At 68.1% G+C, this 18,714-nt stretch carries 13 protein-coding genes; 4 read left to right on the plus strand and 9 right to left on the minus strand.

The annotated features are described in order from the left end of the window. Nucleotides 1-107: 107 nt before the first annotated feature. The 7 genes from ychF to hisS all read right to left on the minus strand — a co-directional run bounded on the left by ychF (nt 108) and on the right by hisS (nt 9,895). Nucleotides 108-1,208 carry a redox-regulated ATPase YchF gene (gene ychF, locus ABNQ38_RS27795; RefSeq protein WP_109052149.1) on the minus strand — a complete coding sequence of 367 codons (1,101 nt, stop codon included), beginning with the start codon at nt 1,206-1,208 and terminating at the stop codon, nt 108-110. 114 nt (nt 1,209-1,322) lie between these two features. Then, nucleotides 1,323-1,895 carry an aminoacyl-tRNA hydrolase gene (pth, locus tag ABNQ38_RS27800; RefSeq protein ID WP_377809029.1) on the minus strand — a complete coding sequence of 191 codons (573 nt, stop codon included), beginning with the start codon at nt 1,893-1,895 and terminating at the stop codon, nt 1,323-1,325. Between the two features lie 95 nt (nt 1,896-1,990). Further along, complete coding sequence (locus tag ABNQ38_RS27805; protein WP_377809030.1) at nt 1,991-2,587, minus strand: 50S ribosomal protein L25/general stress protein Ctc; 597 nt, start codon at nt 2,585-2,587, stop codon at nt 1,991-1,993. Between the two features lie 225 nt (nt 2,588-2,812). Continuing rightward, entirely contained in the window at nt 2,813-3,073 is a 261-nt protein-coding gene (locus ABNQ38_RS27810) for a hypothetical protein (RefSeq protein ID WP_377809031.1), read from the minus strand. Nucleotides 3,074-3,204: 131 nt separating this feature from the next. Continuing rightward, nucleotides 3,205-5,226: a S8 family peptidase gene (locus ABNQ38_RS27815; RefSeq protein ID WP_377809032.1), complete on the minus strand. Its 2,022-nt coding sequence runs from the start codon at nt 5,224-5,226 to the stop codon at nt 3,205-3,207. A gap of 179 nt (nt 5,227-5,405) precedes the next feature. Next, complete coding sequence (locus ABNQ38_RS27820) at nt 5,406-8,450, minus strand: transglycosylase domain-containing protein (RefSeq protein WP_377809033.1); 3,045 nt, start codon at nt 8,448-8,450, stop codon at nt 5,406-5,408. Nucleotides 8,451-8,545: 95 nt separating this feature from the next. Then, a complete protein-coding gene (hisS, locus tag ABNQ38_RS27825; RefSeq protein WP_377809034.1) occupies nt 8,546-9,895 on the minus strand; it encodes a histidine--tRNA ligase in 1,350 nt (449 codons plus the stop codon). A gap of 206 nt (nt 9,896-10,101) precedes the next feature. Here hisS and ABNQ38_RS27830 point away from each other — a divergent pair, with 206 nt between their 5' ends. The 3 genes from ABNQ38_RS27830 to ABNQ38_RS27840 all read left to right on the plus strand — a co-directional run bounded on the left by ABNQ38_RS27830 (nt 10,102) and on the right by ABNQ38_RS27840 (nt 13,921). Further along, a complete protein-coding gene (locus tag ABNQ38_RS27830; RefSeq protein WP_377809035.1) occupies nt 10,102-10,695 on the plus strand; it encodes a hypothetical protein in 594 nt (197 codons plus the stop codon). A 198-nt stretch (nt 10,696-10,893) separates the two neighbouring features. Then, entirely contained in the window at nt 10,894-11,949 is a 1,056-nt protein-coding gene (gene pyrC, locus ABNQ38_RS27835; RefSeq protein ID WP_377809036.1) for a dihydroorotase, read from the plus strand. A gap of 58 nt (nt 11,950-12,007) precedes the next feature. Next, nucleotides 12,008-13,921 (plus strand): tetratricopeptide repeat protein, encoded by a 1,914-nt coding sequence (locus tag ABNQ38_RS27840; RefSeq protein ID WP_377809037.1) that lies wholly within the window; start codon nt 12,008-12,010, stop codon nt 13,919-13,921. Nucleotides 13,922-13,957: 36 nt separating this feature from the next. Here ABNQ38_RS27840 and xseA read toward each other — a convergent pair whose 3' ends face one another. Then, nucleotides 13,958-15,592 (minus strand): exodeoxyribonuclease VII large subunit, encoded by a 1,635-nt coding sequence (xseA, locus tag ABNQ38_RS27845; protein ID WP_377809038.1) that lies wholly within the window; start codon nt 15,590-15,592, stop codon nt 13,958-13,960. 72 nt (nt 15,593-15,664) lie between these two features. Here xseA and purD point away from each other — a divergent pair, with 72 nt between their 5' ends. Further along, nucleotides 15,665-16,951, plus strand: coding sequence for a phosphoribosylamine--glycine ligase (purD, locus tag ABNQ38_RS27850; RefSeq protein WP_377809039.1), 1,287 nt, complete (start codon nt 15,665-15,667; stop codon nt 16,949-16,951). A 72-nt stretch (nt 16,952-17,023) separates the two neighbouring features. Here purD and ABNQ38_RS27855 read toward each other — a convergent pair whose 3' ends face one another. Next, nucleotides 17,024-18,529, minus strand: coding sequence for a PAS domain-containing methyl-accepting chemotaxis protein (locus ABNQ38_RS27855; RefSeq protein WP_377809040.1), 1,506 nt, complete (start codon nt 18,527-18,529; stop codon nt 17,024-17,026). Nucleotides 18,530-18,714: the final 185 nt, after the last annotated feature.

The raw sequence follows: 18,714 nt of genomic DNA on the forward strand, positions 1-18,714 counted from the left end.
CCCTAACTGAAGGGTAGGGTGCGCGGATTGTTACGACAATATGACAGTTGGGTGACAGCGTAGGGGGAAGGGGGCCATGAAGCCCCTGTTCCCCCGGTCGGCATGCTTCAGACGTTGAAGCGGAAGTGGAATATGTCGCCGTCCTGGACGACATATTCCTTGCCTTCCTGGCGCATCTTGCCGGCGTCCTTCGCTCCCTGCTCGCCACCGAGGGTGACGTAGCTGGTGTAGTCGATGGTTTCGGCGCGGATGAAGCCGCGTTCGAAATCGGTGTGGATGACGCCGGCGGCTTCCGGGGCCTTGGCGTGGCGGCGCACGGTCCAGGCCCGCGTCTCCTTCGGACCGACGGTGAAGAAGGTGATCAGGTCCAAGAGCTTGAAGCCGGCGCGGATCAGCTTGTTCAGGCCGGTTTCCTCCAGCCCCATCGACTCAAGGAATTCGGCCTTCTCGGCCGGGTCGGACAGCTGGGCGACCTCGGACTCGATGGCGGCGGAGATGACGACGACCTCGGCATTCTCGGCCTTGGCCTTCTCGGCGACCTTGGCCGAGAAGCTGTTGCCGGTGGCGGCCGACGCCTCTTCGACATTGCAGACATAGAGCACCGGCTTCGACGTCAGCAGCATGAACTGCTTGAACACCGGCTTCTCTTCCTCGGACACCTCGACCACGCGGGCGGGCTTGCCGTCCTGCAGCACCTTCAGGGCGCGCTCCATCAGGTCGGCCTTGATCTTGCTGTCCTTGTCGCCGCCCTTCGCCTTCTTCTGCAGGCTGGTCAGCTGGCGCTCAAGACTTTCCATGTCGGCGAGCATCAGCTCGGTCTCGACCACCTCGGCATCGCGCAGCGGATCGACATTGCCCTCGACATGGGTGATGTCGTCGTCCTCGAAGCAGCGCAGCACATGGACGATGGCATCCACCTCGCGGATGTTGGCGAGGAACTGGTTGCCCAGCCCTTCACCCTTCGACGCCCCGCGGATCAGGCCGGCGATGTCCACGAACTCCAACTGGGTCGGGACGACCTTCTGCGACTTGGCGATCTCGGCCAGCTTGTCCTGCCGCGGGTCGGGCACGCTGACGCGGCCGACGTTCGGCTCCTTGGTGCAGAAGGGGAAATTCGCCGCCTCTGCCGCCTGGGTGGCGGTCAGGGCGTTGAAAAGGGTCGACTTGCCGACGTTCGGCAGGCCGACGATGCCGCAATTGAAGCCCATGGTTGGGTGCTCGCCGTCGGAAATGCTGGAATTGACGCGCTTTATCCTACGATGGGGACCAAAGCGCAAACGCGAAGTGGGGGAAGGCGGGAACCGGCAAGGCCCGGCAGGGGACTATTTGCCCTGGGTCGCCACCGTCACCTTGTTCATGAACAGCTCCGGCTGCCCATCGACGATCAGCGGCAGGTTGTCGGACACGGCATCCAGCAGCGGGTCGATCCAGCTCTGGTCGGCCTTGGCGAAGTCGTGCAGCACATAGCCGCTGACCAGATCCTTGTTGCCGGGATGGCCGATGCCGAGCCGGATGCGCCAGTAGTCCTTGCCGATATGCGCGTCGATGGAGCGCAGGCCGTTGTGGCCGCCATGGCCGCCGCCCTTCTTCACCCGGATCTTACCGGGAGGCAGGTCCAACTCGTCATGGATGACGACGACGTTCTCGGGCTTCAGCTTGTAGAACTGGAGGGCGGCCACCACCGACTGGCCGGACAGGTTCATGAAAGTGGCGGGCTCCAGCGCCAGCACCTTGTCGCCGGCGACAGTGCCCTCGGCGGTCTGGCCCTGGAACCGCTTCTTCCACGGGGTGAAGCGGTGGCGCTGGGCGATGGTCTCCACCGCCATGAAGCCGATGTTGTGGCGGTTGCGGGCATACTCGTTGCCGGGGTTGCCCAATCCGACCAGAAGCAGCATGTCCCTCACCCTTTATTCGAAACCCAGGCTCCACAAACGAAGTGGGGGGCCGAAGCCCCCCACCGTAACCATCTTCGAAGAACGGACGCTCCCGATCAGGCAGCGGCGCCCTCTTCCGACTTCAGGCCCGACGGCGCAACGATGGTCGCGATGGTGAAATCGCGGTCGGTGATCGTCGAGGTCACACCCTCCGGCAGCTTGACCGAGGAAATGTGGATCGAGTCGCCGACATCGAAGCCTTCGCACGAGATGGTGATGTGCTCAGGGATGCTGTCGGCCGGGCAGCTCAGCTCCAGCTCGTGACGGACGATGTTCAGCACACCGCCGCGCTTCAGGCCGGCCGACTTGTCCTGGTCGGCGAACTCGACCGGAACCTGCACGTTGATGCGGGTGTCGGACGAAACGCGCAGGAAGTCGACATGCAGCGGGACGTCGGTCACCGGGTGGAACTGCACGTCGCGCGGCAGGACGCGGTGGGCAGAGCCGTCGACGGTGACGTCGAACAGGTGCGTGAAGAAGCCCGGCTGATGCAGGACGCGGGTGAACTCGAACTTCTCGAGCGAAATGGTGACAGGAGCCTGCTTACCACCGTAGATGACGGCCGGAATACGGCCGTCACGGCGGGTCTGGCGGGCGGTCCCCTTGCCGGCCCGTTCGCGCGTCTCAGCGCCGAGCGGAATGATCTTGGTCATGACGATGCTCCAAAACGAAAAGGGCGCCGGCCTCCAGGGGTGCCGACGCGTGCGCGGCGTGCATACGGCAAATGGCGAAGCACGTCAAGGTCCGCGCGGAATGGAACATTTGAAACATCGCGCCGCTGGCTGTTCACTGTTCCATCCTCACACCCGTCCCAACCGTTGCCGGCAGTCTGCCACGGCGGGGCGGAGCGGGTGAAATTATCGTCAAGAAGGCTGGCGTCAAGACGGCTGGAGCGGGCGCGACAGGGCGATGGAGCGCACGGCCGGATCGGCCTCCAGCCCGGCGAGGTCGGCCGCGGCGATCTCGGCGGTGACGATGCCCGGGGCTATCGGCCTGCCGCTGGAGAGGCAGTCGGGTGCGGCGGCGTTCGCATGCAGGCGGACGATCACCGCGACGCGCTGGGCGTCGTCCAGCGGCTGGGCCAGCATCGACGGGGATGGGCTTTCCAGCTTCCTGAGCGAGGCGAGGTCAATCGGCATGCCGGCCATCCATAGGAAGAGAGCAGAGGGGACGGGAGCGGAACCGCCCTCCGCGTCTCAGCGATGATGAGCCCCACCTCCCGTCAGGGCAAGGGCACGGCGGTTGCGGCTTGCCGGCTCACCTTGCCAGTTCACCCTTGGACCCGGCCCTGGCCCTGGGCTGCTTGCCACTCGTCGAAGTCCGGGTTGCGGGCGGAGTCGTGGTCCAGTTCCTCCAGGATGGCGGCGGCCGACGCCCGTCCGTGACCGTGCTGCGGGTCCCAGTCCGCTCCATCGGGCGGATCGCGGCGGACCATGCGGATCAGGCGCTCGCGCAGCGCCGCATTGTCCATCGGCAGGCCCTTGCGGATGGACCGGGCATAGATCAGCGCGATCAATCCGGTCACCGCCGGGGCGGCCATGCTGGTTCCATACTTCTCGACCACGCCGGTCACCGTCCGCGACCATGCCGCCTTGACGCGGTGTCCGGGGGCGGAGAGGTCCGGCTTCTGCCGTCCGTCGCGGGTCGGGCCGGCGCTGGAAAAGAAGGAGATGGGCGTGCCGGTGGAGTGGGCATCGTGCGACCCGACGATGATCGTCGAATGGCCGGTGGAGATCGAGCCCAGCATGTGGGAGGCGACCGGCTGGAGGAACTGCGCCTGACCGGCATCGAACCGCTCGATCCAGGCGTGATAATCGACGGGGCCGTCGTCCAGCGCCCGGAGCCGGATGGTCCATTCGCCCTTCGGCGCCCCCATGGCGACCCAGATGCCGATCACGTTGTCGTGGTTGTTGGGGTCGTCCAGCCGGTTGACGATGAAGATGGCCGGCGGTTTGCCGGGAAGGCCGTAGGGAAGCGACCCGTTCGGACCGACCGGGCCGATCTCGGTGCCGTCGGGGGCGACCAGCGTCACCGACAGGCGCCGCCGGCCGGGATACCACAGCTCCACCTCGCCGCCGGCAGAGGTGGTCTCGAAGCCGGCGATGCCGAGCGTGGGGATGCCCAAGCCGATGGAACACTCGCCGCCGGCCGGGACGGTTCCTCTGGTGTGGGTTCCGCTCTGCTGGGAATTGCCGGCGGCGATCACCACGGCCCGGTAGGGAGCCGCGTTGACCATGGCGTCCAGCCCCTGTTCGACCAGGGACGTGCCGTCATGCGGGCCGCCGTTGGTGCCCAGGCTGAGATTGACCACGCAAGGGCGGTTGCCGGCGGCGTTGAAGATATAGTTGACCGCCTCCAGCAGCTGGACGGTGCTGCCCAGCGTGTGGTTCAGCTGGTCGGGCGAGTTGACCGGGGTGGGGAGCTTGGCATCGACGAAGATCAGCGACGCTTTCGGCGCCACGCCCGGCTTCTTCGATCCCAGCCCGTTGCCCGCGGCGATGTCCATGACATGGGTGCCGTGGGTGCCATTCTCCTGCGGCTTGCCGGGATCGTCCTTGGGCGGAGCGTAGCCGAGGGCGTCGTAAGGATCGTCGGTGGCGAGCGCCGCGTCGATCTGCTCGGGCGTATAGAGAGCGCCGTAGGGGAAGGGCGAATTGGGCGTCCCGGACTGGTCCCACACCGCCAGCAGGCGCGTGCGCCCATCGGCCTGCCGGAAGTTCCGGTGCATGTAGTCGCAGCCGAAATCGACCACGCCGACGATGACGCCCTCGCCATCCCGGTGCGCATGCTGGACCCAGGGCGGCAGCAGGCCCGGTATCGCGGGTTCGGGCAATCCCGGCACCGCGAGGGTGCCCAGCCCCATCTCGGAAATGGTGGCGTTCAGCGCGGAGTGGGTCGGCTGCGCCGCCTTCAGGCTGAGTACCACGGCGTGGGCGTGAACCGCCTCGACCTGATCGGCATGCAGGCGGCCGGTGACGATCCACGACCCGTCGGCCGCCTTGCCGATTGTGCTGGCGGATTTCACGCCTGGAAGGGCCGCCCAGTCGTCCGGCGAGGTGACACGGGCGATGACCGGCACCTCTTCGGCCGCTGCCGGTGCTGCGGCCATGCTGTCCTGTGCGGAGCGGGCATGGCTGCGGCCGTGGCTGTCGCGGTTGACGATGCGGAGCTGGAGCCGGTGATCCATCGGAGTGCCGGGGCCGCCCGGAAGGCTGCGCGCGGCGGACAGATCGGGGGACTCGACCGGGGCCAGGCCCATGTGGTGGGCGTGCAGCGGTAACCGTGGCGCCATTGGCGGGGGCCTCCGTAAGCGGGATCCGAACCACAGACCGCACTTCGGCGGGGCGTACGGGCAGGACTTCTACGGTTGAGCGCAGGTCCCGCCGCGAGGCATGCGAAAGACTGTTGTCTGCGGACTGTATATATTTTTACGGAAGATACTTCTTGGATTGCAACCGTTCGGGGGCTGCTTCACAGCCCGGTCGGGGTCGGGCGCGTGTCGGCGGTGCGAGTGGTGCCCTGGTCGATCAGCGGCTGGAGCGCCGGGGCGAGGCTTTTCAGCAGCTGGGCGGGCAGGGCGCTGGTGAAGCGGTAATTGTCAGCCTCCGGCCCATGGACGAAGGCGGTCATGGTGCCGAAGAAGCGGTCGCCGATGTAGAAGACGAAGGTGGCGGTGCGGTTGACCGCCTTCGATTCGATCAGCACGCCGCCCGGTCCCCAGCGATCCAGCCGGTGGTCGCCGGTGCCGGTCTTGCCACCCATCGGGATCGGTGCGCCGGTGGGGTCCTTGAAGGAGCCCCAGATGCGCTTGGCGGTGCCGTTCTGCGCCACGTCCATCAGGGCGCGGCGCAGAACGGCGCAGACCTCCGGCCGCAGCACGCGTTCGCCCTGCAAGGGCCCCAGCCCGAGCTTTGCCTCATAGGGCGTGCCGGCGGCGAAATGCAGCGAGCGGATCTTCACCGTCGGCTGGCGCACCCCGTCGTTCAGGATCAGCCCCATCAGCTCCGCCAATGCCGCCGGGCGGTCGGCCGAACTGCCGATGGCGGTCGCCAGCGACGGCACCAGCGTTTCGAACGGATAGCCGACGCTGCGCCACTGGGCGGTGATGCGCTGGAACGCCTCCTCCTCCAGCCCGATGCGGATGCGGGTGTTCTGGGCGGCCATGCCCTTCTTGAACAGCCAGCGATAGCTCTCCTGGCGTTCGTCGGCGCTGGCGGCCAGCACCTCGGCCCGCTTGGCGTCGGGATGCTGCTGGAGATAGGCGACCAGCCACAGCTCCAGCGGATGGACGCGGGCGAGATATCCCAGATCGTTCAGCGGGAAGCGGTCCGGCCCGTATTTGGAATAGAGCGCCGACAGCTCGGTGTCGGACAGCGCCTTTCCCGGCAGCCGGCCGCGCAGGAAGCTGGAGAACTCCGCCAGCCCGGCCTTGGGCCGCACGCTGCGGAAGATCACCGCCAGCCGGTGGGGCACGGGGCGCGAGCGGGTCGCCAGCCGGGCCAGCGCCTCGTCCGGGCTGCGCTTGCGGTAATCGTTGTAGAAGCGGTTGAGGAAGTCCGTGCCCTCGCGGTCGGCGAAGCGGGCGAGATAGGCCTGACGGGCGGGATGGTCGGGGGTGCGCAGGATGTCGGCGCCGTCGTCGGCTCCCTCGTCCATGTAGAACTGGACGACGTCGCGCATCAGCCGGATGAAGGGCAGGTTGACGCTGTTCCGCAGCGCCTCCTGCACGGTCAGGATGCGGCCGTTGTCGTCCTTGTTGAAGTTGACGAAGCTGTGCTGGCCGCCGCCGGTGAAGAAGACCTCGCCGGGGCTGGCGGAATAGCGCCGCTCCATCGCCGCATCCAGCATGGCGGGCAGCCGGCGGTCGGGCGCCGCGGCAAGCCAGGAGGTCGCCCAGCGGGTCAGATTGTCGGACGCCTCGTCCTCGACATCTCCCAGCAACTCCTTCGGCAGATGGGCGTAACGGCTGTGCAGTTCCGCTACGATCTGCAGATATGTCGCCAGCGTGCGCAGCTTGGCGGTGGAGCCGAGGTCCAGCTTCGCCCCGTCGTTGATGTCCAGCGGCTGGTCGAGGTTGTCGGCCTGGACGCGCAGGTAGTTGGCCTCGGGGCCGCGCTCGTAGAGGGTGATCGAATAGACCAGCTTCGACAGGTCGTTGTTGCGGGCGTCGAGCAGCCGCTCGCCGGTCAGCCCGAGCGAGCGGGCATAGTCGGGGTCGTTCAGCCGGCCCAGCACCTCCACCACGCGGGCCTGGGTTTCGGCGTCCAGGGTGGATTGCGCCGTCAGGTCGAGCCGGTCGAGCGCATAGAGGTTGGAGACGCCGAGCATGCCGAGCAGGCGGGCGCGGATGGCGTTGGTCGCCTTCTGCTCGACATAGGAGGTGGCGGGGCTGGTCGGCGCCTCCTCGCGGAAGGCCAGTGGGATGGACAGGGCGGCATCGCGCAGGGCGGGATCGATCGTTCCGGCCTGGGCCAGCGCGCGCAGATGGGCGTCGGCCAGCCGGTCGAGGGAGGCGCGGTCCTGGATCAGGTAATGGGAGGGTCGGCGCTGGGCCAGCAGCAGGGCCAGCACCTGCTTGTAGGCCAGAGCCTTCAGCTTCAGGGTGCGCGGGTCGCCTGCGGGGTCGCTGAGGACGCGCTTGGCGATGGTGAGGTCGGTGCCGAACCAGGCCCACAGCCCGTCGCCCAGCCCGTTCACCTCGCCGAAGCCCGAGCGTGCGGTCAGCGGGGTGGAGTTCAGGTAATCGACCAGGATGCGGCGGCGGGCCTGGGTCGTGTCCTCGCCGTCGCTGTAGGCGCGGACGCTGGCCGAGGTCATCTGGCGCAGCTTCTCCACGCTGCCGACGGTCTGGCCGTCGGGCGAATGGCGGTATTTCTCGATCTGGGTGGCGAGCGTCGAGCCGCCGGGGGAGCGCTGGCCCGGCCGGATCATCTGGAGCGGCAGCATGGCGACGGCAGCGCCGAAGCGGTCCCACTCCACCGCCGGGTTGCGGCGCGGCTGGTCCTCGTCCAGAAGTTCGCGATTCTCGATGAACAGCAGCGTGTCGGCGACCAGCTTCGGCACATCGTCGAAACCATCGAACACCCGTTCGGGATAGCGCGCCGAATACATGACCGCACCGTTGCGGTCGAGCAGGGTCAGCCCGGCCTGCGTCTTCTCGCGGTAGATCGGAAAGCCGCCGCCGGCCATGAAGCGGTCGAGCGCCGGCGACAGCACCGCCTGCCGCTCGATTGCGTAGACGTCATGGGTCAGCGCGTCGAGCTGGCCGGGCAGGGCGGTGTAGCCGAGCCGCTCATTGTACGGCCCATGCTTGGGATGGCGTGCCTGCGGATTGGGGCCTTCGCGCAAGCTGACGGTCATCGACCGGGCGACGCCGGAGAGCAGCCGGGCCTGGAGGCGCGAGGTCTGCATCTCCTGCCAGCCGGCATAGCTGGCAGCGGCCAGTGTGGTCGCCAGCGTTGCCGCGACCGCTGCCCACCGTGCCCAGCGCCCAACCTGCATCCACCGCTTTGCCATCTCGGATGCGCACCCCCTGTCGCCCGACCCACCCGGCCGGTGTAGGTCGGAACGATAGGCGAATTATGGTTAACGGGGGTTTAAGGGGGTGCCTCCTACCCCTCCAGCAGCGTCTTCGCGCGGGCGGCCAGTTCCGTCAGCGGAACCTCGACCTGCTCGCCCTTGACCAGATGCTTTAGGGTCGCGGTGCCGCGGGCCTTCTCGTCGGAGCCCATCAGCAGGACGACGGGGATGCCGGCGCGGTCGGCATACTTCATCTGCTTGGCGATCTTGCCGCCGTCCAGCTGGATTTCCGTGTTGATGCCGGCTGCGCGCAGCTCGCTGGCCATGCGGAAATAATCGGCCGACAGGGCCGGGTCCATCTGCGTCACCAGCACCTGGGCGGTGGGGGTGGCGTCCTTGATGATGCCGGCCTCCATCAGCTGGTAGAACAGGCGGGTGGCCCCGATGGAGATGCCGACGCCCGGCAGCTTCGACTTGGTGTAGTGGCTGGCGAGGTTCTCGTAGCGACCGCCGGAGCAGACCGAGCCGATGCCGGGATGGTCGTTCAGGAAGGTCTCGTAGACGGTGCCGGTGTAGTAATCGAGGCCGCGCGCGATGGCGAGGTTGATGCGCACAGTGCCCTCCGGCACCTGAAAGGCCTTCAGCCCCTCGATGACGGTGGTCAGCTCGCCCACGCCTTCGCGGAAGATGGCGGTCTCGATGTCGAGCGCGCCGAGTGCGGCCAGCGTCTCGGCGTTGGTGCCCTTCATGGCGATCAGCGACAGGATGGTGTCGGCGGCATGCTCGGTCACGCCGAGGCCCAGCAGGCTCGCGCGGACCTTGTCCTGGCCGATCTTGTCCAGCTTGTCGATCTCGCGCAGAACCAGGACGCGGGTGTCGGCGTCGGCGACGCCCAGACCGTCGAGCAGGCCCAGCAGGATCTTGCGGTTGTTCACGTTGATGGTGAAGCCGCCGAAGTTCAGCTCGGTGAAGACATGGTGGATCACCGCCGGGATCTCGGCGTCGTAATGGGCGGACAGGCTGTCCTTGCCGATCACGTCGATGTCGCACTGGTAGAATTCACGGAAGCGCCCGCGCTGCGCCCGCTCGCCGCGGTAGACCCGCTGGATCTGGTAGCGGCGGAAGGGGAAGGCGAGGTCGCGCTCATGCTCCGCCACATAGCGGGCGAGCGGCACGGTCAGGTCGAAGCGCAGCGCCAGTTCCGGCTTGTTGCCCTGCTGGATCGCGCCGGTCGACTGGACGAAATAGACCTGCTTCTCCGTCTCGCCGCCCGACTTGGTCAGCAGCGTGTCGACCGTCTCGAACACCGGGGTTTCGACGGGGACGAAGCCGAACCGCTCATAGCCGCGGCGGATGGTGTCCAGCATGCGCTGGAAGGCCACCTGCTGGCGCGGCAGCAGCTCCATCGTTCCGGGCGGGGTACGGGGCGTGATCAGGCTCATCGGAGAAGGTCCGCGCTTGGATAGGAAAAGCGTGGGTTTTCTAGCCCCTTTCGCCGGGCCCGTCACCTGCGGCCAAAAAGGGCGCCGGAAAAATTTTCAGGCTCCTCGAAAATTTTTTGGAAGGGCGTGGAATGAACGGCAGCGGGGCGGCGTTCATCTAAGCACGATCCCGTAACGAGGATCGCTCACCGAAATGGAGAAACAAAATGTCCGGCACCGTCTTTGGGTCGCGTATCCGCTCGTCCGTTTCGACCTTTGCGTTTGTCGCCCTGATGGCGACGGCCCCCGTGCTGAGTGCGGGTGCGGCAACGGTCGCGCCGGCCGCTCCGGCAACGCCGGCCCCCGCCGCGACGACCGACTCCACCACGACGGCTCCGAAGCTCGACCAGAAGGCCGATCAGAAGGCTGTCACCAAGAGCGAGGCCACCAAGACCGAAGCCACCAAGACCGAGGCACCGAAGGCCGACGCCACCAAGGCGGATGCCGGCAAGACCGAACCGGGCAAGACCAAGCATGAGCAGGTCGCGGCCACCCCGAAGGCCGAGGTGACCAAGACCCAGGCCGACGCCGTCGCCAAGGAACTGGGCGCCAAGCCGACCGACCAGCTGACCGTCCAGCTCGGCAAGTACCACGAGCAGATGCTGGCCGCCCATGCGCTGAAGGACAGCGCCGCCCGCGACAAGGCGGTTGCCGACGCCCGGCAGCAGCTCGCCGGCATCGGCGGCAAGCCGGTGACCGCGGAGCAGGCCGCGAAGATCGACGGCATCCTCGGCCTGAAGACCTCGACCACCATCCAGTAAAGTTTCGGGCCAGTAAGGTCCGGGCCAGGACGGTCAGCCCCCCGCCAACGCCGGCCGGCGGGGGGCTGCCGACTTCGCCTCATGTTTCCAGTCTGCGTTTCCAGCTTTGGGGACCGCCTCTGTTGAGATGCCGCGGCGATGGCGATAGAACGTCGTCCAAGCTCACCGCCCCTCGACACCAGCGCCGGGACCCGATCCATGCCGAACGACCGTCTTGTCATCCGCCGTCCCGACGACTGGCATGTCCACCTGCGCGACGGGGCCATGCTGAAGGCGGTTCTGCCCTTCACCGCCCGCCAGTTCGGCCGCGCCATCGTCATGCCGAACCTGAAGCCGCCGGTTGCGGCGGCCGCCGATGCCGTGGCCTACCGCGAGCGCATCCTGGCGGCCCTGCCGGACGGCGTCGCCTTCACCCCGCTGATGACCGCCTACCTGACCGATGGCACCGACGCCGGCGATCTGGCCCAGGGCTTCAAGGACGGGGTTTTCGCCGCCGCCAAGCTCTATCCCGCCAACGCCACCACCAACAGCGCCCATGGCGTCACCGACATCGCCCGCATCGCCCCGGTGCTGGAGCGCATGGCGGAAATCGGCATGCCGTTGCTGATCCATGGCGAGGTGACCGACCAGTCGGTCGACATCTTCGACCGCGAGGCGGTGTTCATCGACAGCATCCTGGCCCCGCTGCTGGAGCGCCACCCGACCCTGCGCGTCGTGCTGGAGCATGTGACGACGGCCGATGCCGTACAGTTCGTGCGGGCCCATGCCGCCAGCGGCCGGATCGGCGCCACCATCACCGCGCATCATCTGCTGATCAACCGCAGCCATATCTTCCAGGGCGGCATCCGCCCGCACCTCTACTGCCTGCCGATCGCCAAGCGCGAGACTCACAGGGTGGCGCTGGTCGAGGCGGCGACGAGCGGCGAGGGGCCGTTCTTCCTCGGCACCGACACGGCCCCGCATACGGTAACGGCCAAGGAAGCGGCCTGCGGCTGCGCCGGCTGCTTCACCGCGGCCAACGCGCTGGAACTCTATGCCGAGGCGTTCGACGAGGCCGGCGCGCTCGACAGGCTGGAGGCCTTCGCCAGCCTGAACGGCCCGCGCTTCTACAACCTGCCGGTCAGCGAGGAGCGGGTGGCGCTGGAGCGCCGTCCGTCGGTCGCCCCCGACCTGATCCTGGTCAGCGAGGGCGACGCCGTGCTGCCCTTCCGCAGCGGCGAGACCCTGCGCTGGAGCTTTGCCGGCGCGGTGTGACGGTCTACGGACCGGTTTCGCGGAAAAGGGCGCGGATTTAGGGAAGGACGGAACGGTCATGGCGACGATCCAGGAAGCTCTGCTCATCGCCTTCGACCTTCACCAGGAGCGGCGTTTCGACGAGGCGGATGCCATCTATCGCCAGATTCTGGACGTGGTTCCCGACCATGTCATGACGCTCCACCTGCGCGGCATCCTGCTGGGGCAGAGCGGCAGGCTGGAGGAGGGCTGCGGCCTGATCCGGCAGGCAATCGCCGGAGATGGGACACAGCCGGATTTCCATACCAATCTCGGCGGCCTGCTGGAGGCGCTGGGCCGGTCCGGCGAGGCCATCGACCCGATGGTCCGCGCCGCCACCCTCGACCCCACCCGGATCGTCCAGCTCAACGATTTTGCGATGCGGTCCTTGAAGGCGGGCCGCCCCGGCGAGGCCGCGCAGGCACTCCGTGCTGCGGTCTGCCTGCAACCGCTGGCCATCGAGCTGCGCTGCAACCTTGCGGTGGCGCTGGCCGACGATCGGCAGGGTGCGGCGGCGGAGCGCCGCATCGCCCTGCTGCTGGCCCCCGATGCCGCCGAGATGCTGCGGCTGCTGGGGGAGTATCTCCTGCAGGTGGGCCGGCAGGCTCCCGACGGCGAGGCGGCACGGACGCTCCGGCGTGCCCTGATCCTCGACCCGCTGCATCACGGCATCTGGAACGGGCTGGGCAGGCTGCACAAGGAGGCCGGACGATTGACAGAGGCGCGCCGGGCCTACGAGTCCGGCCTTGCGGTCGATCCGTCGGCAGCGGAGCTGTGGAACAACCGTTCGAATGTCCTGAAGGGGCAGGACGATCTGGAAACCGCGCTGACCGGCCAGCGCCGGGCGGCGGCGTTGCGGCCGGACGAGATCGGCATCCGCAGCAATCTGGGTGACGCGCTGCTGCTCGCGGGCCATCCGGAGGAAGCCTTGGCGAATATGCAGGCGGTGCCGGCGCTCGCTCCCGACCTGGGGGAATCCCGGCTGCTCCGCGCCCTGGCCCTGCTGACCCTCGGCCGCTTCGAAGAGGGGTGGGCGGCCTGGGAAGACCGCTGGACCGTGCCGCCCTGGCTATTGGTCGCCGGCCGATTCCCGCAACCGGCCTGGACGGGCGGGCCGTTGGGTGGGAACCGTCTGCTGGTCTGGGGCGAGCAGGGGATCGGCGATGAAATCCAGTTCGCCAGCCTGCTGCCGCTGCTGGTCCGGGCGGGTGTCGGCTGTGTGTTGGAATGCGAGCCGCGGCTGGTTCCGCTGTTCGCGCGCTCGCTGCCGGACGTGGAGGTGGTCGCGCGTGACTGGCCCCCCGATCCAAGCCTGACGCGGACCGAGGCGGCCGACCCGGATCGTGCCCCGATTGCCGCGCAAATCCCGGCGGGCAGCCTGCCGCGCCTGCTGGGGGACGCCGGGGGCGCCCCGCGCTCCGCTGCGCCCTATCTGCTGGCCGATCCGGTGAGGGTTTCGGGTTTTCGCGCGACGATTCCGGCCGGCACGCTGGCAGTCGGCATCGCCTGGCACACCACCAATCCCAAGCATGGACGCAGCCGCAACATCCCGCTGCACGTGTTGGCGCATGCGCTCCACCGGCCCGGCGTCCGCCTCGTGGTGCTGCAATATGGCGACTGGACGCAGGAGATCGCCGCCTTGACGGCGGAGGGCATCGACATCGGCGGGCTGCCCGGCCTCGATCCCTGGGGCGATCTGGACGGGTTGGCCGCGGCGGTCGCCGCCGTCGACCTTGTGGTCTGCATCGACAATGTCACCGTGCATCTGGCCGGGGCGCTGGGGCGCCCGACCTGTGCATTGCTGCCCTATGCCGCCGAATGGCGCTGGCTGCGCGACCGGACGGACACCCCCTGGTATCCGACCGTCACACTATGCCGCCAACAGGCGCCGAAGGACTGGAGCGTGCCGCTGCGCCTTGCACGGCAACGGCTCGACGAACTGGCCGGCGGATAGCGGACTCCGCTCCCGGCCCGCCCTGGCCGCCCGGTCTCAGAACAGGCTGCCCTGTACCGGCACCGGCCGCGGCTTGCGCGGCGCCGGCTTCTTCTCCGGCTTGGGTTCCACCTGCGCCTCGGGCTTCATTTCCACCTTGGGCGTGCCGCCATCGACGGTTGCTGCAACCTTGGCATCGTCGGCGAAGACGATGTTGACGGCGAGACCCGGCGTCGCCTGATCGGCGCGGGTCACCGGGCGGCCGTCGCGGTCCTCGACCAGGGCGAAGCCACGGGCCAGCACGCCCTTGTAGCTGTAGCTTTCCAGCAATTGGCCGAGCGACGCCAGAGACGTCGCCTTGTCGGCAACCCCCTTGGCATAGCTGCGGTCGAGGCGCGGCGTCAGGTCGGCGATGCGGCGTTCGCCGTCGGCCAGCTTCACACGCGCCGGGGTCAGCGACAGCCGGCCGGCAATCCGGTCGAACCGCCCGCCGGCGGTGGTCACCGCATGACGCAGGCCTGAATCGAGGGCGCGGCTTTCCGACGCCAGCTTCTGCTCGGCCTGGGCCAGCTTCTCGCGCGGATGGCGCAGCTTGGCAGCCAGCTCGCCGACGCGGGTGCGGCGGCGCTCCAGCAGGGCGGACGCCGCGAGGTTCAGCCGCTCCGCCCGGTCGTCCAGCCGCTGGGCATGGCCTTCCAGCAGGGCGCGGGGATCGCCGAGGCCGCGGGCCAGCCCCTCCACCCGGTTGCGGCGGTCCTCCACCGCGCGGGAGGCGCAGGCGAGCAGCCGGCGCTCGTCGTCGAGGATCTGGGCCAGCAACTCGCCGCGCACCGGCACCGCCATCTCGGCGGCGGCGGTCGGGGTGGGCGCCCGCAGGTCCGACGCGAAGTCGATCAGCGTGGTGTCGGTCTCGTGGCCGACGGCGGAGATCAGCGGGATGGCGCTGGCCGCGGCGGCACGAACGACATTCTCCTCGTTGAAGGCCATCAGGTCTTCCAGCGAACCGCCGCCGCGCGCGACGATGATCAGGTCGGGCCGGGGAACGCGCCCACCCGGCTGGATGCGGTTGAAGCCCTCGATGGCCGCCGTCACCTCGGCGGCGGCGCGCTCGCCCTGGACAGCGACCGGCCACAGCAGGACATGGCGGGGAAAGCGGTCGTTCAGCCGGTGCAGGATGTCGCGGATGACAGCGCCGGTGGGAGAGGTGACGACGCCGATCACGTCGGGCAGGAAGGGGATGCGCTTCTTGCGGGCGGGATCGAACAGCCCCTCCGCCGCCAGCCGGCGCTTGCGCTCCTCCAGCATCTTCAGGAGCGCGCCTTCGCCGGCGAGTTCCATCGACTCGACGATCAGCTGGTACTGCGAGCGGCCGGGATAGGTCGTCATGCGCCCGGTGACGATGACCTCCAGCCCTTCCTCCGGCCGGACGGCCAGCTTCGCCATGGTGCCGCGCCAGCACACCGCCTCGATCACCGCGGTGTCGTCCTTCAGGCGCATGTAGCAGTGGCCGGAGCTGTGTTTCTTCGGCTGGCTGATCTCGCCGCGGACGCGGACGAAGCCGAACTCCTCCTCGATGCTGCGCTTCAGCCGGCGGGCGAGGTCGCCGACGGTGAATTCCGGAAGGTTGGAGCCGGGGCGCGGTTCCGGAGCAATCAGCGGCGTGGAGGTTTGGGGTGCGTTTTCGGACGTCATGGCGCTCTTGAGTTGGGGCGCCGCCATGATACAAGGCGCGCAGATCGCAACAAGGCGGAAGGAGCGCCCCCCATGAAAGTCCTCGTCGTCGGATCGGGCGGTCGTGAGCACGCGCTCTGCTGGGCCATTGCCAACTCGCCGCTGTGCGATGCGCTCTATTGCGCGCCGGGCAATGCCGGCATCGCCGACGTCGCCACGCTGGTGGCAATCGGGTCGGAGGACGTCGACGCGCTGGTGCGCTTCGTCCAGGGCAACGCCATCGACTTCGTCGTCGTCGGCCCGGAAGGCCCGCTGGTGCTGGGTCTGGTGGACAGGCTGACCGCGCTGGGCGTCAAGGCCTTCGGGCCGAGTGCGGCGGCGGCGGAGCTTGAGGGTTCCAAGGGCTTCATGAAGGACATCCTGGCGAAATACGGGGTGCCCACCGCCTTCTATGAGCGCTTCAAGGATCCCGAAGCCGCCAAGGCCTATGTCCGCAGGCATGGCGCCCCCATCGTGGTGAAGGCCGACGGTCTGGCCGCCGGCAAGGGCGTCACCGTCGCCCGCACCGAGCAGGAAGCCTTCGAGGCCATCGACGACGCACTGATCGGCGGCCGTTTCGGCGCCGCCGGTGCCGAGGTGGTGGTCGAGGAGTTCCTGGACGGCGAAGAGGTCAGCTTCTTCGCGCTGTGCGACGGCGAGAATGCATTGCCGCTGGCGTCGGCCCAGGACCACAAGGCGGTCGGCGACGGCGACACCGGCCCGAACACCGGCGGCATGGGCGCCTATTCCCCGGCCCCGGTTCTGACCGCCGATTTGCAGGACCGCGTGATGCGCGAGATCATCCTGCCGACGGTCAAGGGCATGGCGGCGGAAGGCAAGCCGTTCAAGGGCGTGCTGTTCGCCGGCCTGATGATCATGCAGACGCCGGACGGCCCGGTGCCGAAGACGCTGGAGTTCAACGTCCGCTTCGGCGACCCGGAATGCCAGACGCTGATGATGCGGCTGAAGTCCGACGCGCTGGCGGCGCTGGTCGCGGCGGCCGACGGGGTGCTGGACAGCATCGACCTGCGCTGGCACGACCGGACCGCGCTGTGCGTGGTGATGGCGGCCAACGGCTATCCCGGCGATTACGCCAAGAACACCGAGATCAGCGGGCTGGACAAGGCCGGCGCGGTGGATGGCGTGACGGTGTTCCATGCCGGCACCAAGCGGGCCGAGGATGGCCGGGTGCTTTCGGTCGGCGGCCGGGTGCTGGGCGTGACCGCGCTGGCACCGACGGTGGCGGAGGCTCAGACGGCGGCCTACAAGGCGGTGGATGCGCTGGACTGGCCGGGCGGCTTCTGCCGCCGCGACATCGGCTGGCGGGCGGTGGGGCGGTAAAGGCGGCTACTGGACAAGAAAAGGGGGCGCAGCGATGCGCCCCCTTTTCTTTTTCCTCAGGGTCTTTTCCCTTTACGCCCGCAGCCGCTCCGACGTGGAGGCGATGTTCTGGGACACCACTTCGATGTCGCGGACCACGCGGGTGACGCTGTGGGCTATCTCCTTGGTCGCCGATTCCTGCTGCGACACGGCGGCGGCGATGGTGGTGGAGATCTGCTGAACGTCGGTGACGATCGTGCCGATGCGGCGGATGGCGTCGACCGCGTGCAGCGCCTCCTGTTGGACCGAGGCGATCTGGGCGGCGATGTCGTCGGCGGCGCTGCCGCTCTGCTGGGCCAGCGACTTCACCTCGTTGGCAACCACGGCGAAGCCGCGGCCCGCATCGCCGGCACGGGCGGCTTCGATGGTGGCGTTCAGCGCCAGCAGGTTGGTCTGCGAGGCGATGCTGTTGATCAGCTTGGTGATGGCGCCGATGCGCTCGGCCGAGGTGACCAGGGCTTCCACCGCGGCGTTGGTGCGGGTCGCTTCCTCCGATGCCTTCAGCGAGGCGCCCGACGCCTCGTTGGCGCGGTTGCTGATGTCGGAGATCGAGGCCGACAGCTCCTCCGTCGCGGCGGCGACGGTCTGGGCGTTGGCGGTGGCGCGGTCGGCGGCGGTGCCGACCTCGCGGTCCAGAGACTCGGCAAGGGTGGCGATGCTGCTGCGGCGTTCGCCGTCCAGTTCCGCCTGCCGCAGTTCGGCCATCTTCTGGCCGTGGATGTCGATCAGCGATCCGCAGGCGCGCAAGGCCAGGCCGTTGCCGTCGCGGGCGACGCCGCCGATGGCGCGGAACCAGCGATAGGTGCCGTCCTTCAGCTTCAGCCGGTAATCGACGTCGTAGCCGGTGCGGCCGCTGCGGTCGTTCAGGCAGGCCATGAAGCTGTCGAAGGTCCGCTTGGCATCGTCCGGATGCAGCCGGTCGGCCCAGGAATTGACGCCGTCGGGGAAGCCGATCTTGTCGTCGCGGTCGAAACCGGCGAGGCGGCGGAATTCCGGCGACCAGTGCCAGCGGCTCTGCGCATGCATCGGGTCGGCGTTGTGGAAGACCGCGTCCCAAAGCCCGACGCCGGCATGGCGGTCGAGCAGCTTGGCCCGCTCCAACTCGTTGCGCTCGGCATCGATGTCGATCAGCGACCCGCAGGCGCGCAGGGCAAGGCCGCTGCTGTCGCGGGCGACGCCGCCGATGGCGCGGAACCAGCGATAGCTGCCGTCCTTCACCTTCAGCCGGTAATTCACGTCATAGCCGGTGCGGCCGCTGCGGTCGTTCAGGCAGGCCATGAAGCTGTCGAAGGTCGGCTTGGCATCGTCCGGGTGCAGCCGGTCTGCCCAGGACCCGACCTTGTCGGGAAAGCCGGCCGTGTCGTCGTGGCCGAAACCGACGAGGCGTCGGAATTCCGGCGACCAGTGCCAACGGCTCTGCACATGCATCGGATCGCCATTGTGAATCACGGCGTCCCACAACCCGACACCCGCATGGCGTCCCAGCAGAGCCAACTCTTCGGCTGCCTGATTGTCCTGGGGCTTGCGGAACGACAGCATTCTTTTTAACTCCCGATGGCTGAAGGCGACAGACGCATCATGGGCATATATTCGTTAAACAAACACTTAACAGACCATATCTTGTTTACACCTATTATATGCGACGGTTGCTGCGATCTGAGGAATTTCGTCCAGATTTTCTGTGGGGTGAATGTGTTTGCATGCGTTTGCTATTGAGAAATTCT

This window comes from Azospirillum sp. A29 (assembly GCF_042604625.1).
In the GTDB taxonomy this organism is placed as follows: domain Bacteria; phylum Pseudomonadota; class Alphaproteobacteria; order Azospirillales; family Azospirillaceae; genus Azospirillum; species Azospirillum palustre.

What these genes read in the sequence shown, in the direction of transcription:
- ychF (WP_109052149.1), bottom strand. Translation starts at nt 1,208, where the DNA reads ATGGGCTTCAATTGCGGCATCGTCGGCCTGCCGAACGTCGGCAAGTCG.
- ABNQ38_RS27805 (WP_377809030.1), bottom strand. Translation starts at nt 2,587, where the DNA reads ATGACCAAGATCATTCCGCTCGGCGCTGAGACGCGCGAACGGGCCGGC.
- pyrC (WP_377809036.1), top strand. Translation starts at nt 10,894, where the DNA reads ATGCCGAACGACCGTCTTGTCATCCGCCGTCCCGACGACTGGCATGTC.
- ABNQ38_RS27810 (WP_377809031.1), bottom strand. Translation starts at nt 3,073, where the DNA reads ATGCCGATTGACCTCGCCTCGCTCAGGAAGCTGGAAAGCCCATCCCCG.
- ABNQ38_RS27855 (WP_377809040.1), bottom strand. Translation starts at nt 18,529, where the DNA reads ATGCTGTCGTTCCGCAAGCCCCAGGACAATCAGGCAGCCGAAGAGTTG.
- ABNQ38_RS27820 (WP_377809033.1), bottom strand. Translation starts at nt 8,450, where the DNA reads ATGGCAAAGCGGTGGATGCAGGTTGGGCGCTGGGCACGGTGGGCAGCG.
- ABNQ38_RS27840 (WP_377809037.1), top strand. Translation starts at nt 12,008, where the DNA reads ATGGCGACGATCCAGGAAGCTCTGCTCATCGCCTTCGACCTTCACCAG.
- hisS (WP_377809034.1), bottom strand. Translation starts at nt 9,895, where the DNA reads ATGAGCCTGATCACGCCCCGTACCCCGCCCGGAACGATGGAGCTGCTG.
- ABNQ38_RS27815 (WP_377809032.1), bottom strand. Translation starts at nt 5,226, where the DNA reads ATGGCGCCACGGTTACCGCTGCACGCCCACCACATGGGCCTGGCCCCG.
- ABNQ38_RS27830 (WP_377809035.1), top strand. Translation starts at nt 10,102, where the DNA reads ATGTCCGGCACCGTCTTTGGGTCGCGTATCCGCTCGTCCGTTTCGACC.
- xseA (WP_377809038.1), bottom strand. Translation starts at nt 15,592, where the DNA reads ATGACGTCCGAAAACGCACCCCAAACCTCCACGCCGCTGATTGCTCCG.
- pth (WP_377809029.1), bottom strand. Translation starts at nt 1,895, where the DNA reads ATGCTGCTTCTGGTCGGATTGGGCAACCCCGGCAACGAGTATGCCCGC.
- purD (WP_377809039.1), top strand. Translation starts at nt 15,665, where the DNA reads ATGAAAGTCCTCGTCGTCGGATCGGGCGGTCGTGAGCACGCGCTCTGC.